This window comes from Streptomyces sp. Ru73 (genome assembly GCF_002920575.1).
In the GTDB taxonomy this organism is placed as follows: Bacteria; Actinomycetota; Actinomycetes; order Streptomycetales; family Streptomycetaceae; genus Streptomyces.
Window position 1 is genome coordinate 14,123 of record NZ_PQSQ01000005.1, and the last position, 15,262, is coordinate 29,384.

General features: G+C 73.7%; 11 protein-coding genes. 9 read left to right on the forward strand and 2 right to left on the reverse strand.

Annotation, left to right across the window (positions count from 1 at the left end):
- Window positions 1–5: 5 nt before the first annotated feature.
- Together C3486_RS03510 and C3486_RS03515 are read right to left on the reverse strand one after the other, a co-directional pair.
- Entirely contained in the window at window positions 6–713 is a 708-nt protein-coding gene (locus C3486_RS03510; protein WP_103831049.1) for a DinB family protein, read from the reverse strand.
- A 112-nt stretch (window positions 714–825) separates the two neighbouring features.
- Entirely contained in the window at window positions 826–1,182 is a 357-nt protein-coding gene (locus tag C3486_RS03515; protein ID WP_103831050.1) for a hypothetical protein, read from the reverse strand.
- A 204-nt stretch (window positions 1,183–1,386) separates the two neighbouring features.
- On the opposite strand from C3486_RS03515, the gene C3486_RS03520 reads away from it, so the two are divergent.
- The 9 genes from C3486_RS03520 (at window position 1,387) to C3486_RS03560 (ending at window position 15,216) form a co-directional block, all read left to right on the forward strand.
- Window positions 1,387–1,635, forward strand: coding sequence for a hypothetical protein (locus C3486_RS03520; protein ID WP_103831051.1), 249 nt, complete (start codon window positions 1,387–1,389; stop codon window positions 1,633–1,635).
- A 3-nt stretch (window positions 1,636–1,638) separates the two neighbouring features.
- On the forward strand, window positions 1,639–2,514 hold the full coding sequence (locus C3486_RS03525) for a matrixin family metalloprotease (protein ID WP_103831052.1): 876 nt from the start codon (window positions 1,639–1,641) through the stop codon (window positions 2,512–2,514).
- A 163-nt stretch (window positions 2,515–2,677) separates the two neighbouring features.
- Window positions 2,678–3,187 carry a helix-turn-helix transcriptional regulator gene (locus C3486_RS03530; RefSeq protein WP_258052571.1) on the forward strand — a complete coding sequence of 170 codons (510 nt, stop codon included), beginning with the start codon at window positions 2,678–2,680 and terminating at the stop codon, window positions 3,185–3,187.
- Window positions 3,188–3,191: 4 nt separating this feature from the next.
- A complete protein-coding gene (locus C3486_RS03535) occupies window positions 3,192–4,316 on the forward strand; it encodes a serine hydrolase (RefSeq protein ID WP_103831053.1) in 1,125 nt (374 codons plus the stop codon).
- Window positions 4,317–4,562: 246 nt separating this feature from the next.
- On the forward strand, window positions 4,563–5,195 hold the full coding sequence (locus C3486_RS03540; RefSeq protein WP_103831054.1) for a hypothetical protein: 633 nt from the start codon (window positions 4,563–4,565) through the stop codon (window positions 5,193–5,195).
- A 91-nt stretch (window positions 5,196–5,286) separates the two neighbouring features.
- Complete coding sequence (locus tag C3486_RS03545) at window positions 5,287–9,897, forward strand: cation-translocating P-type ATPase (RefSeq protein WP_103831055.1); 4,611 nt, start codon at window positions 5,287–5,289, stop codon at window positions 9,895–9,897.
- A 194-nt stretch (window positions 9,898–10,091) separates the two neighbouring features.
- On the forward strand, window positions 10,092–11,636 hold the full coding sequence (locus C3486_RS03550; protein ID WP_103831056.1) for a hypothetical protein: 1,545 nt from the start codon (window positions 10,092–10,094) through the stop codon (window positions 11,634–11,636).
- 86 nt (window positions 11,637–11,722) lie between these two features.
- Window positions 11,723–12,580, forward strand: coding sequence for a class I SAM-dependent methyltransferase (locus tag C3486_RS03555; protein WP_103831057.1), 858 nt, complete (start codon window positions 11,723–11,725; stop codon window positions 12,578–12,580).
- 353 nt (window positions 12,581–12,933) lie between these two features.
- Entirely contained in the window at window positions 12,934–15,216 is a 2,283-nt protein-coding gene (locus C3486_RS03560; RefSeq protein ID WP_103831058.1) for a catalase, read from the forward strand.
- The last annotated feature ends 46 nt before the right edge of the window (window positions 15,217–15,262 follow it).

Genomic DNA, 15,262 nt, shown 5'->3' on the forward strand with positions numbered 1-15,262 from the left:
CGCGGTCAGGTGCGGTTCCGCCACAGGTCGCGGAGCAGCGCGACTTCGGCCATGTGGTGGATGAACTCCACGTTGGACCCCATCAGTACGTCGACGTAGGCATCGTCGGGGTCGGAGCCGTACGGGTACTGGGAGAAGCCGATCGTGTCGAGCTGCTCGTCGGTCACGGTCGCCACGCTCTTCCGCCAGCGGTCCAGCAGCGCCCAGAGCCGCTCCAGTGCCAGAGCGGCGGACGGCGTGAAGTCGACGAGCAGCTTCGGCTCCCGCCGGCGCTCGCCGAAGGTCCACTCCCACTGGCCCGCGAAACAGGAGTGCAGATGCCCCAGCCGCCACGCGATCGTGGTGACGGGGGTGGCGTCGGGCTCCGGCGTGCCGGTGTGCGCCAGAACCTGCTCGACGCGCTCGACGCTCACCTGCCAGTCATCGGCGATCTTCGCCACGGTCATGCCGCCGGCGGCCTGCCGGGCGACCTCGGCGTACTCGCTCGCGGGAATGTCCGGGGCGCCCTGGTCGAGCACCCACTCGCCCGGCCCGTAGGCCCTGGGCGTCACGGCCTCGCCCCGGCGCCGGACCGACCAGCAGCCGGCCACCGGCTCCCACAGGTACTCCTCGTCGCTGAGCCCCGTCAGCCGCACCTCGGCCATCTCCCTGGCCCAGTCGAACTGGTCGAGCAGCAGCCCCAGCCGTCCGCTCCGCACGCCCTCGGCACTCATGGCCGTCCCCCTCCACGCCGGTCTCAGGCGGAGGCTAACGGGTCACCCGTACGGAACGCGACGCATTTCCCCACCACCGCTCAATGCCACGTCGTTGGGCCGCACGCCCGGCTCAGGCGGCGAACCACGGCACGCGGCAGGCGTGGGGCGCGCTGCCCTCCGGGCAGAGGGACCTGAGCACCGCCTTGCGGATGGCCCGCCACGTCCGCAGGGAGCACACCAGACGGACCTTCAGGTGGACGGGCTCCCGCGCGCCGCTGTCCTGGCCGGGGTGTTCCCACGCCCACTGCTCCGCCAGGAAGTCGTACAGCTCCGCGGTCGGCAGCCCGCCGTCGCCGACGGTGCGTACGACGGATTTCCCGACGAGCCGGGCGCCGCGGGACGCCACTGCCTCGTCGACGAGCCGGCCGGCCCACGCCAGCCCCTCGTCGTCCGCGTACAGGCCGAAGTTCAGGGTGCGCGTCTTCATCGCGGCGAGCCTCGTCGATCGTCTTGTCGGTACGGAGCAGCACGGTAGCGGGTGGCGGGCGGAGCGGCGAACGGCGGTGCCGGTTCCATTGACCGCCGGGGGAATGGGGAGCAGGCTTTCCGGCACGGGCCCGGTGCTCGGAGGCACGGGGCGGGGGACGACGCGTCGTAGAAGTGACTCGTGAGGCGAAGCGCAGGGAACGACGTGGACGGGCAATCTCATGAGCGGGACGAGCGCACCGCCGAAGGCAAGTTGCTCGACCGGTATCCCCATGTGCGGAAAAAGGTGAGTGCCCTGCCGGAATTCGGCACGTGGCTCGACACCATGCCGAAGGTCGAGGTCGACAACGAGACCTACTGGGTTTCCGGTGGAGACCAACTCAAAGACCTGGACCAGGCGATCGTGGAATGGATCCGGCGATTCCGTCCGGCCATGCTGCCAGGTGGTGAGTGAAGAATGGCGAAGCCGACCGATCCGAAATCGAGTGAAGGGACCGCCGCGTCCCGTGCCGGTGCGGCTGCCGGGGCGGAAGGGGCGGCCTTCGCGCCGCCGCCCGCGCTGCCCATCGACGGCGAGGAACTGTACTGCGTCGAGGGTGACCTGCTCTTCGACGAGGACGAACTGCGCCTCTACCGGGAGGCGCAGCAGGCGCTGGCCGCCCGGAACGAGGCGGCCCGGCTGACCGAGGAAGCCGGCCTCAGCTACCTCAAGCCCCGGGAGAACACGCTCCTCGGCATCGTTCAGGAGGGCAAGCTCGTCCGCTGGGAGCCGGGCACGATCCTGAAGTACTGCGTCCTGCAGCAGACGTTCCCGCGCCAGGAGTGGTACCAGGAAGTGGTCGAGAACATGAAGGCGGCCACCCGGGACTGGTCCGACACCTGCGGCGTGCAATTCGAGTACGTCAGCGCGGCCGACAACAGCGGTTCCCTGCGGCCGCCGGAAGTGCTCTTCGCCGTGCGGCACATCGACGCCAAGGGCGCCTTCATCGCCTCGGCATTCTTCCCGAACGATCCGCCCCACCGGCGGCGGGTGCTCGTCGATCCCTCGTACCACACGACCGACTTCGACCGGGCAGGGGTTTTCCGGCACGAACTCGGCCACACGCTCGGATTCCGGCACGAGCACATTCGCTCCGGGGCTCCGGCCGTGTGTCCCGACGAGGACACCACCGGCACGATCGATCTCACCCAGTACGACCCGAAGTCGGTCATGCATTACTTCTGCGGCGGTGTCGGCACGCGTGAACTGGCGATCACCAGCATGGACCGGGACGGCTCCCGCAGCGTCTACGGACCGCCGCTGTCGACGTTCGAACTCGTCGCGGCACGGTAGGCAGGCGCCCCGGCCCGTACCTCGGCCGCTAGGTTCGTCAGCCGTGGCCCGCCCTCGGCGGGCCACGGCTCACGCATGTCCAGGGGCAGGTGGGCGGGCCACGAGGAGCGTCCGGCCGGAAAGCCCTTGCTCTGTTATTCCGGAATAACGTAATCTCCGGAGCGTGACGGACGAGTCCTTGGCAGCGCGCGTGGCCGCGCTCGAAGAGCGGGTGGCGCGGCTGGAGACCGGGTCCGACGTGGCCCGGGACGATGTCTTCTGGGCTCTGGAGGAGCTTCGCCGGCGCGTCACGGGGAGCGGGCAGGTGCTGTTCACCGGTGCGGTGGACCTGCCCACCGGCGAGCACTACGAATGGCAGCAGGGCGCGGTGGCGGACGGCCTGCTCGCGGCGGACTGGTCCGCGCACGCCGCGCCGTACGCCGCGCTCGGCCACCCGGTGCGGCTCACGCTGCTGCGTGCGGTGCTGCGCGGCATCCGGTCGGCGGCCGAGCTGCAGGAGACCGCCGCGCTGAACACCACAGGGCAGCTGTACCACCACCTCAAGCAGCTCACGGCAGCCGGCTGGCTCCAGGCCGAGGGGCGCGGCCAGTACCGGGTGCCCGCAGGCCGGGTCGTACCGCTGCTCGTGCTGCTGTCAGCGGTGGTGCCGGCGGACATGACGACGGGGGAGTGACCCAATGGACCGACGGACGTTTCTTCTCACGGCCACCGCGGCGGCGGCCGGGGCAGGGTTACCGCTGCTCTCCGGCACCGCCGCCGCCGACGGTGGCCTGCCCGCGCGCGTACGGGACTGCCTGGACCGGGCGCTGGCCGCCGGCAGCCCGGGCGCGGTCTGCGGGGTGATCCAGGGCGGCCGTACGTACGTCGCGGGCGCGGGCAGAAGCGGTGCGGAGCGCATGAACGGCACGCGAGGCGCTGCGCCCGACGGCCGTACCGTGTTCCAGCTCGGCTCCATCGGCAAGACGCTCACCGCCACCGCCCTCGCACGGGCCGTCAGCGCGGGCACGACCCGTCTCGACGCACCGCTCACCCTGCCCGCCCGGTTCCGTGTCCCGCGCAAGGGACCCCGGCGGATCACACTGGCCGACCTGGCGACCCACAGCTCCGGCCTGCCGTCCCTGCCGCCGAACCTCCTCGCGGAAGCCGACCCGCTGGACCCGTACGCGCACTACACACTGGACGACCTGGCGATCGGCCTGCGCAGGACGCGGCTGGACACCGAGCCGGGCAGCACGTACGCGTACTCCAACCTCGGCTTCGGGCTGCTCGGCCAGGCGCTGGCCTTCGACGACGTGGACGCGATGGTGCGGCGCACCGTGACGCGGCCGCTCCGGCTGCCGGACACCACGACGGCACTGCGGCCGGACATGGCGGTGCGCAAGGCCGTCGGCCACCTCGCCGGGCAGACCGTCCCCGACTGGCACGACGCGGTGCTCAGCGGCGCCGGCACGTCGATGTACAGCACCGCCGACGACATGCTGCGGTACCTGGCCGCGCAGCTCGACCCGCGGCGTACGCCGCTGCGGGCCGCGATCGAGCTCACCCAGCGGCCCCACTTCACCGCCCCCGGCAGCAGCCTGCGGATCGGGCTCGGCTGGCACCTCAGCCCGCTGTCCACCGGCCGCACCATGACCTGGCACAACGGCGGGACCGGCGGCTTCAGTACCTGCGCCGCCTTCAGCCGGGAGAGCGGGACGGCGGTCGTGATGATGGTGAACACCTTCAGCGAGGAGACCGCTGGCAAGGCGCGACCGGTCGACGCGCTCACCTTCCAGCTGCTCACCGAACTCGACGCGGGCTGAGCTGCGCGATCACCCCGGGAAGGCGTCGTACGGACGCGGTGGCCCGGCCGCATGGCGCTCGCGCGTACGACGGCTTCCCGGCAGCCGCAAGCCGGCGGGCGCGGATGCCGTCGTACGTCAGCTTTAGGGGTGAGATGTGTGATTGACCGGTGACGTCAGGGGAACCCGGAGGCAGACAGAGGCTGACGTGCAGGTACCGCTTGTTCCTCTGAGGTGCGGGCCTGTGGGAGCGCATGCGGAGGCGGTATGAGCGAGAAGCAGGCGTCGTCGGCGGGCAGGTTCACGGGGCCGCTTCGCGCGATCACGCCCGACCTGAACCGGGTACCCGGCATGGCCGAGGCCAAGAAGGCGGCCGAGGGCGCGCTGAACGCGGTGGGCGTGGTGTCCCCGCACGGCCGGCGCATCGCGGCGTACACCGGTGCGGGCCTGCTCGGCGTGGCCGGCCTCATCGAGTGGCCGGTGGCGGCGGCCGGCGCGGCCGCCGTGTGGCTCACGCAGCCGCGCCCCAAGGAGGACGGCCAGGACGGCGGCGGATCGCAGAGCCGCACCACGACGCAGGGTGGCACCACGGCGCACAGCGGCACCAAGACGCCGACCGGCAGCAAGGCACAGGGCGGCCACACCGGTACCAAGACACAGGGCGGCACCAAGACGCAGAGCCGGACCACGGCCGGCGGCACGACCCGGACCCGTAGCCAGAAGAAGACGCAGTCCGCGTCCGCGAGCAAGTCCAGGCCCGCGGCCAAGAGCACGGCCAAGGGAACGGCCAGGACCACGGCCAAGAGCACGGGGAAGGCCACGGCGAGCGGCACCCGCTCACGGTCCGCTTCGGGCACGAACGCGACGAAGCGGTCGGCGTCGCGCACCAAGGCTTCCTGACCGTGGAGCTTCCCCAGGGGGCGGGCGGCGGCACGCCCGTACCTCTGGAGCCGGATACCCGTGTGTGCGGGACATGCGATGAGGGTGGGACATGGTTCTTGGGCTGTTGACCCGTCTGCCTGCGGCGGGCCTGGGGGTGGCGCTCTCCGCGCCCGGTTACGTCGCCCGTGGCGCGGCGGCGTGTGCCACGGCGGCGAACGATGCCGTCGGCGCCGGTCTGCGTGCCGCTTCCGACGGCGCGTCGGCGCTGGCCGGCACCACGGCGCACGTGGCGCACGTGGCACACAACGCACTGCCGGGCGGTCCGGAGGAATGGCGGGCCGGCTCGCGGGTGCACCTGGCGCTGCGGCCGGCCTCGGACGCCCGCGTACGGCGGGCGGGCGGCGTGGAGGCGGTGGCCAGGCGGGTGGCCGGCGCGCTCGCCGAACACCCGGACGTGCTGCTCGCCTACTGGGACGGCGGCCTGGCACGGCTGGTGGTCACCGCCTCGCAGGAGGCGGCCACCGACCGCGTGGTGGAGAAGGCCACCGAGCTGGCCGAACGGTACGGGCTGACGCACGACGACGCGCCCCTGCACGACTTCGCGCACCCCGAGGGCACCACGGCCGTACGGGTCGCGGCGACCGCACTGGCGATGGACGCGGTGGGCGTGGCCGCCGCGGTCACCGGCAAGGTGTTCCGGGTGCCGCGCTCGTCCAGGGTGGTGACCGCCGGCGTCACACTGCTGCGCGAGAACCCGCGGTTCCGGGCCCTGCTGACCACCCGGCTCGGCGCCGCCGGAGCCGACCTGGCACTGGCGGCGGCGAACGCCGTCGTGCACGGCGCGGGCCAGTCCCCGACCTCGCTGGTCCTGGACGGCATGCTGCGCGCCGGCCAGTTGGTGGAGAGCGTCTCGCGGGCGGCCGTCTTCGACGCGGCACACGACCGGGTGTGCGCGCCGGACAGGTCGAGTGCCACACCGCGGGAGGTCGCCCGGCCGCCACTGCGGCCGACGCCGGCCCAGCAGTACGCGGCCCACGCCGCGACCGGCAGCATGATGGGCGCCGCCGCGACGCTGCTGCTGAGGCGGAACCTCAACGAGGCGGCGGAGGCGGTCCTTTCGGGCTCCCCGAAGGCCGCGCGGTACGGCCCCGCGGCCTTCTCCGCGGCCCTGGGCGGCGCCCTGGCGCGCTCCGGCGTCCTGGTCCGCGACCCCGAGCGGCTGAAGCAACTGCAGCTCGTGGACACGGTGGTGCTGCACCCCAGCGCCCTGCGCGGCAGCAGGCGCACCCTCTGCGAGGTGCACCCCAGCGCGGAGGGCTGGGACCGCGAGCGGCTGTGGCGGGCGGCGGCCGCGGCCATCGACCAGGACGAGGGCGGCGAGCAGCCGACGGACAGGGCCGGCGAGGCACCGGCGGACACGGGCGGGGCAGAACTGCGTCCGGTACCGGGCGAGCCGTCGGCGGAGACGGGCATGATGATCGTGTCGGTCGACGGGCGGGACGTCGGCACGGTCACGGTCGGCCGCGAACTCGACCCGCTCACCGAGGCCGTACTGGACGCGGCCCGGCAGGCGGACCAGTACACCGTCGTGGTGGACGACCCGGCGCTGGCGGACTTCGCCGCGCTGGCCGACGAAGTCGTCTCGGCGGAACATCCCCTCGCGGACCACGTACGGCACCGGCAGAACGACGGGCACGTGGTCCTGACCGTGGCGCGCGTGCCCGCACTCCACCCCGACGAGCCGGGCCGCCCGGGCGAGGACGACGAACTGCTCGCCGGGCTGCTGAGCAGCGACGTTGCCGTGGCCGTCACCGACGAGGACAGCGCCGTCGTCTGGGACGCCGACGCCCTGGTCTTCGGCGGCCTGGAGGACGTGTGGCGGCTGCTCGTCGCCGTGCCCGCCGCCCGGTCCGTCGGCCGCCGCTCGCAGGTACTGGCCCGGGCGGGCGCGGCACTGTCCGGCCTGCTCGTCGCCACGGGCGCACAACGACGCGGCCTCGCCGTCCTCGCCGGCTCGCAGCACGGCCCGGTCAACGCGGCGGCCCTGGGCGCACTGGTGACGGGGTGGGCAGCCGCCGTCCGCGTGGCCGCCACCCCGGCCCCGCGGCCCCGCCCCCGCGTGCCGTGGCACGCGCTGGAACCCGACGAGGCCGTGGCCCGGCTGCGCGACGGCCGCCCCGGCGAGCCGACGGCGCTGGCCGGCGCGGTGACGACGGCCCGGGCCCTGGCCGGACGGGTGGCGGGCCACCCCGTCCTCGCGCCGGCCCGGTGGTCGTTCCAGCTCGCCAACGCGGTACGGGCCGAGCTGGACGACCCCCTCACGCCCGTCCTCGCGGTCGGCGCCGCGGCCTCCGCCATCACGGGGTCGGCCGTCGACGCGGCCCTCGTCGTCGGGGCGATGGGCATGAACGCGCTCGTCGGCGGCGTACAGCGGCAGCGCGCCGAACAGGCACTGACCACGCTGGCCAAGGGCCAGAAGCAGAAGGCACGCCGCGCCGACGGCAGCGGCGGGCGCACCACCACGGTGGACGCGGCACGGCTGGCACCCGGCGACGTGATCAAGCTGGAGGTGGGGGACGTCGTCCCCGCCGACGCCCGCCTGCTGGAGCTGACCGGCCTGGAGGTCGACGAGTCCTCGCTGACCGGCGAGTCCCTGCCCACCGCCAAACAGCTCTCCGCGACGCCGCAGGCGGCCATCGCCGACCGCCGGTGCATGGTCTTCGAGGGCACCACCGTGGTCACCGGTCAGGCCACCGCCGTGGTCGTGGACACGGGGGAGCACACCGAAGCCGGCCGGGCCGTCGCGCTCGCCTCCCGCACCCCGCCGGCCGAGGGCGTCCAGGGCCGCCTGCAGGAACTCACCCGCAAGGCACTCCCGCTCACCCTCGCGGGCGGCGCCGCGGTCACCGGCCTGTCGCTGCTGCGCGGCCGCCCGATCCGCGAGGCCGTCGGCGGCGGCGTGGCCGTCGCGGTGGCCGCCGTACCCGAGGGCCTGCCCCTCGTGGCCACCGTGGCGCAACTGGCCGCAGCCCGCCGCCTCACCCGCCGCGGCATCCTCGTCCGCACACCGCGCGCCCTCGAAGCCCTGGGCCGGGTGGACACGGTGTGTTTCGACAAGACCGGCACGCTCACCGAGAACCGGCTGCGCGTCGTCCGGCTCACCACCGCCGACGGCACAGTGTGCGAACCGCGGGACGAAGCCGCGGCCGACGTCCTGCGGCTGGCGGGACGCGCCTGCCCGCAGGAGGCCGAGGACGCCAACGGCCGTCAGGCGCACGCCACCGACGAGGCCGTACTGGCCGCCACCCCGGCCGACCCCGACTGGACCGCCACCGCCGGACTGCCCTTCGAAGCCAGCCGCGGCTACACCGCTGCCGTCGGCGAGACCGGTACGGGCGACCGTCTGCTCGTGGTCAAGGGCGCGCCGGAAACCGTCCTGGACGCCTGCCCCGGCCTCCCCGCCGAGGCCGCCGAGTGGGCACAGTCCCTGGCCGGCGAGGGGCTGCGCGTCCTCGCCGTCGCCACCCGTTCCCTCACCGGCGGCCAGGACGCCGACGACATCGTCAACGAGCCTTTGGCGAAGCTGGAGTTCGCGGGTTTCGTCGCACTCGCCGACACCCCGCGCCCCGGCTCGGCGCCCATGGTCGAGGGGCTGCGGGCGGCCGGGGTGACGCCCGTCATGCTGACCGGCGACCATCCGCACACCGCCCGCGCGGTCGCCGTGGCGCTGGGCTGGCCGGAGGATACCGGCGTCGTCACCGGCGACGAACTCGCGGCCGCCGACCGGGCGGGCCGCGCCCGCCTCCTCAGCGGCGTGGGCGTCATCGCGCGCGTCGCTCCCGAGCAGAAGCTCCAGGTGGTCGAGGGGCTGCGGGCCGCCGGCCGGGTGGTCGCGATGGTCGGCGACGGCGCCAACGACGCGGCGGCGATCCGGGCAGCGCACGTCGGTGTCGGCCTCGCGGCGCGCGGCTCGGCCGCCGCGCGCAACGCCGCCGACCTGGTACTGACCGAACCGGACCTGGCCGTACTGGTCGACGCCGTCCGGGAAGGACGCGCCCTGTGGCGCAGCGTCGCGGACGCCATCAGCATCCTCATCGGCGGCAACGCCGGCGAGGTCGGCTTCACCGTGCTCGGCACGCTGATCGCCGGAGCATCGCCCCTGTCCACCCGTCAGCTCTTGCTGGTCAACCTGCTGACGGACATGTTCCCCGCGATGGCCGTGGCCGTCACACCGCCGGACGACCACAGTACGGAGCAGGCCGCGGCGGAGGGCAGCACACCGGTCGGCACCAGCGCACTGGGCGCTCCGCTGCTGCGCCAGATCCGCCAGCGGGGCATCGTGACCGCGCTGGGCGCCACCGTCGCATGGCTGATCGGCCGCTTCACGCCCGGCACCGCGCGCCGTACCAGCACCATGGCCCTGTGCGGAGTCGTCGGCGCCCAGCTCACCCAGACGCTCATCGGCCGCCAGCGCAGCCCGCTGCTGTGGGCGACCACCGTCGGCTCGGCCGCGGCGCTGATGGCGGTCGTGCAGACGCCCGGCCTCAGCCACTTCTTCGGCTGTACGCCGCTGGGGCCCGTGGCCGGCATGGGCGTGGCCGCCGCCATCGTGACCAGTCTCCTCGGGCCGCGCGTCACCCCGCCGGTCGAACGCCTCGTCGCCGACCTGCAGGGCAGGCTCCAGGGGCGGCTGCGTGCGGCGGGCGCCGCGGTGGTGTAGCGCGTACGGCCCGCCGCTTCCGGGCAGTGGCGGGGGAGATGCCCGAAAGGGCGCCTGACTCTTCCCCGCCCGCTGCCCGGACGCCCCTGTGGCGCCGCCGCCGGCCGTGACACGCTCAAGGGTGCCGAGCCGGCGCGGACCCGGCGGCGCGGGCCCGCCATGCGGCCGGCCCATGACGGAGGAGAAGGGCGACCATGGTGCGGCGGCCACAGCAGGACGGGATGCCCCGGCACGCGGTTCCGCAGCCCCTCCGGCGACCGGCAACTCCGGGCGCCACCGGCACGGCGGCCCGTACGGCGGCGGACCTCGTCGGGCGGGGGCTCGCCGGCCGCGCCGACGCCGAGGCCCTGGCCGTACTGCAGCGCAGCGCGGGCAACGCCGCACTGGCCCGGGTGGTCGGTGCGACGGGCGGCACCCGGAGCGACCGGCGCACCGAGGGCCCGAGCGACGGTGCGTCCCTGCACGCCGTCCAGCGGCTCGGCTCCGTCCCCGGCGGCAGCTACCCCACCCATGCCGAACCGGGCGAGAAGGGCCCGCACTTCATGGCGCAGGAGCAGGAGGCGCAGGTCGTGGTCGGCAGTGGCGCGACCCTCGGCCCGCGCGGCATCCCCGAGCGCGTCCGCTACCCGGCCCGTGAGGTCAAGCCCGCCGAGGCGGGGCTGCGGGTCGCGGACGACGGCACGCTCGCGGTGCTCGACAAGGACGAGCCCAAGGAGTTCTACGCCGTCGGCGAGGTCGTCGACAACGCCAACGCCTCCCTGGCAGCGGCCGGCAGCATCGTGCGCCTGGCGCTCCAGGGCCGGAGCATCACCGTGGGTGAGCGGCGTCTGTCCCGCGTGCAGCCGGTGCTGGCCCAGCAGGCCCGGCAAGCCCCGCCGGCCGGCGAGGAGTTCGTCTCGCTCGTACGCAGTACGTGCATCACGGTGGCCTGCAGGCTGATGGGGTCGGACCGGGACAAGACGAGCCGGGTGGTGCTGGGCGGCGGCGCCGGCGGGTTCGAGATCACCCCCGGCTCGGACAGCGACGCGCGCGTCAGCAGCCTCGCCGGGCAGATCGCCACCACCTCCGACGGTGGCCTGGACGTACCGGGCGCCGTGGACGCGGCGGAGGCCAGGGACCGGAAGGCGCCGGACAACGGCAGGGCGTACGGCGAGGCCATCAGGGACGGCGGCCGGGACGCGACCGCGGCACGGCTGGGCGTCAACCAGTACGCCTCGCCCGGGGTCGGCGAGGGCTTCGCCATCTTCAGCATGGCCGCCCAGGACGAGCGCGACCACTCCGTGAGCCCGCCGGCGGCCCGCGGCGACGACGTCTGGGGCTACCACTTCGCCGCCGTGGTCGCCTCCTCCCTGGACGGCACCTGCCGGGTGACGCTGGAGAACTACGCACGCAACGACTTCGACCGCATCGCGCGTGAGGAGCTGTACGACACGCTCTACCGGCGCGCGAAGGAATCCGGCGGCTGGTTCAGCGGCCTGAGCGAACTGAAGCCGGAGGACGGCCAGCAGGCGTTCAAGAAGAAGTTCGACGACGTGCTCCGCAAGCTGTGCACGGACCCGGCCATCAAGGACATCCACGGGCTGCCCCGGCGCCGGCTGCAGGAAGACTTCGAGGACCACACCGGCCGCGCCTGGTTCTTCCGCGTCTACGGCGGCGGCCCGGGCGAGTCCTTCCACGAACAGCAGTCGGCCTCCGGCTACTTCAACAATCCGCTGACGGTGCGTGTGGCCAAGCCGTGAGCGGGGACGGCCTCCCCGCCGTATGGTGAGCACCGGCGGAGCCGCCGGGCCGCCGACGAGAGCCGACCGTACCGAGGAGGAGCGTCATGGCGGAGGAGCAGCCCGAGGTGCCGGACCACACTGCCGTGCGAACCGCTCTCTGGCGGGCGTTGCACCTTGAGGTCGATGCGCCGCCGCACGTGATCGAGGACGAGGTGGGGCTGCGGCTCGCGGACCCCGGCGACGGCTGGCGCGCCCGTCCGGACATGGACCCGCAGGCCACCCGGGGATTCCGCGCGGCCATCGTGGCACGCGCCCGGTTCATCGAGGACCTGGTGACGGAGCAGGCCGATCGCGGCGTCACCCAGTACGTCATCCTGGGCGCGGGGCTGGACACCTTCGCGCAGCGCCGGCCCGAGGTCGCGGCACGGCTGCGGATCTTCGAGGTCGATCAGCCGGGACCCCAGGCGTGGAAGCGCCGCCGCCTGCACGAACTCGGCTACGGCATCCCCGACGGGCTGCATCTGGTGCCGGTCGACTTCGAGGCCGCCACGCCCTGGCCCGAGCAGCTGGCCGCCGCCGGGTTCGACCCCGGCCGGCCCGCGGTCGTCGTCTCCACCGGCGTGACCATGTACCTCACCAAGGACGCCACGGCCGACACCCTGCGCCGGATCGCCGCGTTCGCCCCCGGCTCGACGCTGGCCATGACCTTCCTGCTGCCGCCCGAACTCCTCGACGACGCCGACCGCCCCGGCCTGCGGGCCAGCCAGGAGGGCGCGCAGGCGTCCGGTACGCCGTTCCTCAGCTTCTATCCGCCGGAGGAGATGCTGGCGCTGGCGCGTGAGGCGGGGTTCGCCGAGGTGCGGCACGTGTCGGGGGCCTCGTTCGCCGAGCGGTACTTCGCCGGCCGGGCCGACGGCCTCCGCCCGTCGAGCGGCGAGGACCTGCTGCTGGCCCGCAGCTGAACCGAGGGCGGCGGCGTCCTGCGCCGATGCGGTCTCCGGCCGGCGCCGTGCGGCCGGCCGCACGACTGGCCGAACGTGCACACGCACCGTGTGCGGTGTGCCGCATAGAGTGAGTTTCTGTGTGCGAGTGTCCTGGTTTGCCGTGTTGTGCCCTGTCCCGTGTCGCGCGGTGCCGCCTGCGGCGCCCTGCCGCCGTTTCAGCTGTTTCAGGCCGGTCATCGCGGCTACTGGGCAGGCGGGCAGGCCGCACATCGGAGGATCCGCTGCTCAGGATCCACGCACCGGCTGACTGAGGGCCGGCCCCGCACCGGCTCACGGGTGGCCGGCCGACCGACATGAAGGAGTTCTCGACGATGGACGACGCCAACCCTCTGAAGCAGGCCGCGGAGAAGGTCACCGACGCGCTGCGGCACTCGACCGGGCCAGAGGAGGGCATCCCGGGCAAGCCCGGACCCGAGACGCCGCCCGTCGACGAGCCGGTCGAGCCGCGCGGCCCGCTGCCGCCCAAGCCCGACCAGAGCGGCCCCGCGACGATGTCGCCGACCGGCGAGCCCACCGGTGCGGACCAGGCGGACGTCGCGCAGCGCGGCGAACGGCTGACGGACGCCCAGGGCGTCCGGCTCCCCGACACGGACCACTCCCTGAAGGCCGGACCCCGCGGACCGGTCCTGATGCAGGACCACCACCTGCGCGAAAAGGTCATGCACTTCGACCACGAGCGCATCCCGGAGCGCGTGGTGCACGCGCGCGGCGCCGCGGCCCACGGCGGCTTCCAGGGGTACGGGACGGCGGCGAACGTCACCAAGGCGGCGTTCCTCGGCAAGGACGTGGAGACGCCGGTGTTCGTACGGTTCTCCACCGTCCTCGGCTCCCGCGGCTCGTCCGACACGGTGCGCGACACCCGCGGCTTCGCGACGAAGTTCTACACCTCCGAGGGCGTCTTCGACCTGGTCGGCAACAACATCCCGGTCTTCTTCATCCAGGACGCGATCAAATTCCCGGACATCATCCACGCCGGCAAGCCGCACCCCGACCGGGAGATCCCGCAGGCCCAGAGCGCGCACGACACGTTCTGGGACTTCGTCACCCTGCACACCGAAGCGGCCCACCACACGCTGTGGAACATGTCCGACCGCGGCATCCCGCGCTCCTACCGGATGATGGAGGGCTTCGGCGTCCACACCTTCCGGCTGGTCAACGCCGAGGGCGCCACGACCCTGGTCAAGTTCCACTGGAAGCCGAAGCTCGGCGTGCACTCGCTGGTCTGGGAAGAGGCTCAGATCATCAACGGCGTCGACCCGGACTTCCACCGCCGGGACCTCGCCGACGCCATCGAGGCCGGTGCCTACCCGCAGTGGGAACTGGGCATCCAGACCTTCCCCGACACGCCCGAGCAGACCTTCGAGGGCATCGACCTCCTGGACCCGACGAACCTCGTCCCCGAGGAGCTCGCCCCGGTCCAGCCGATCGGCCTGCTCACCCTCAACCGCAACCCCTCGAACTTCTTCGCCGAGACCGAGCAGGTGGCGTTCCACGCCGGCCACCTCGTCCCCGGCATCGACATCACCGACGACCCGCTGCTCGCCGGGCGGCTCTTCTCGTACCTGGACACCCAGATCACCCGGCTGGGCGGCCCGAACTTCCCGCAGCTGCCCATCAACCGCCCGCACGCCCCCGTCAACGACATGCTGCGCGACGGCATGCACCAGACGGCGGTGCACCGGGGCGTCGCGCCCTACAAGCCCAACTCGCTCGACGGGGGCTGTCCCTTCGTGGCGGGCGCGGACGCCGGCGCGTTCGTCGAGACACCGGTCGAGGTGCCGGCGGCGCGGAAGGTGCGGGAGGCCCCTGAGTCCTTCGCCGACCACTTCAGCCAGGCCCGCCGCTTCTGGCTGAGCATGTCGCCGGTGGAGCGCGAGCACATCATCGACGCGTACACCTTCGAGCTCGGCAAGTGCTACGAGCAGGCCGTCAAGGAGCGGGGCCTGAAGGTACTGGCCAACATCGACCCCGAGCTCTGCGCCCAGGTCGCGACGGGCCTCGGCCTGCCGGCACCGGAACCCACCGAGGAGCTCGCCGCGGTGGAGCCGAGCCCCGCGCTGTCGCAGGTCGGCAAGGTGTGGCCGGTGGACGGCCGGATCGTCGGCATCGTCACCGACGAGACCGGTGACCTGGACGGCGTACGCGCGGTGCGGCAGGCCGTGCTCGACGCGGGCATGGTGCCGCTCGTCATCGCACCGGCCGGCGGCAAGCTGGGAAGCGGCGACGACGCGCTCACGGTACAGCGCACCTACGTCACCGCCCGCTCCGTAGAGTTCGACGCCGTCCTCGTCGCGGGCACCCCCGGCACCGGCAAGGACGCCCTCGGCGCACGGGACGCCAAGGCGGCCGCTGGCCCGTCCGGCGAGCAGGCGGCGGCGACCGATCCGCGGGTCGGCCTCCTGCTGTCCGAGGCCTTCCGGCACGGCAAGGCCATCGGCGGCTGGGCGGGCGCCGACGCCGTACTGGGCACCGCCGGCGTCCCGGCCGACGCGCCCGGCGTCGTGCTCGGCGACAGCGGACCCGCCACCCTGGAACGCATCACGCAGCTCCTCGGCAGCCACCGCGTGTGGGAGCGCTTCGCCACCTCCGTGTGACGCGGCAAGTCCCCAGCGGCACGTACGTCGGGTGAGACGTCAGTGG

Coding starts and splice junctions, on each gene's coding strand:
- C3486_RS03510 (WP_103831049.1), bottom strand. CDS start 713: ATGAGTGCCGAGGGCGTGCGGAGCGGACGGCTGGGGCTGCTGCTCGAC.
- C3486_RS03555 (WP_103831057.1), top strand. CDS start 11,723: ATGGCGGAGGAGCAGCCCGAGGTGCCGGACCACACTGCCGTGCGAACC.
- C3486_RS03560 (WP_103831058.1), top strand. CDS start 12,934: ATGGACGACGCCAACCCTCTGAAGCAGGCCGCGGAGAAGGTCACCGAC.
- C3486_RS03535 (WP_103831053.1), top strand. CDS start 3,192: ATGGACCGACGGACGTTTCTTCTCACGGCCACCGCGGCGGCGGCCGGG.
- C3486_RS03545 (WP_103831055.1), top strand. CDS start 5,287: ATGGTTCTTGGGCTGTTGACCCGTCTGCCTGCGGCGGGCCTGGGGGTG.
- C3486_RS03550 (WP_103831056.1), top strand. CDS start 10,092: ATGGTGCGGCGGCCACAGCAGGACGGGATGCCCCGGCACGCGGTTCCG.
- C3486_RS03515 (WP_103831050.1), bottom strand. CDS start 1,182: ATGAAGACGCGCACCCTGAACTTCGGCCTGTACGCGGACGACGAGGGG.
- C3486_RS03525 (WP_103831052.1), top strand. CDS start 1,639: ATGGCGAAGCCGACCGATCCGAAATCGAGTGAAGGGACCGCCGCGTCC.
- C3486_RS03540 (WP_103831054.1), top strand. CDS start 4,563: ATGAGCGAGAAGCAGGCGTCGTCGGCGGGCAGGTTCACGGGGCCGCTT.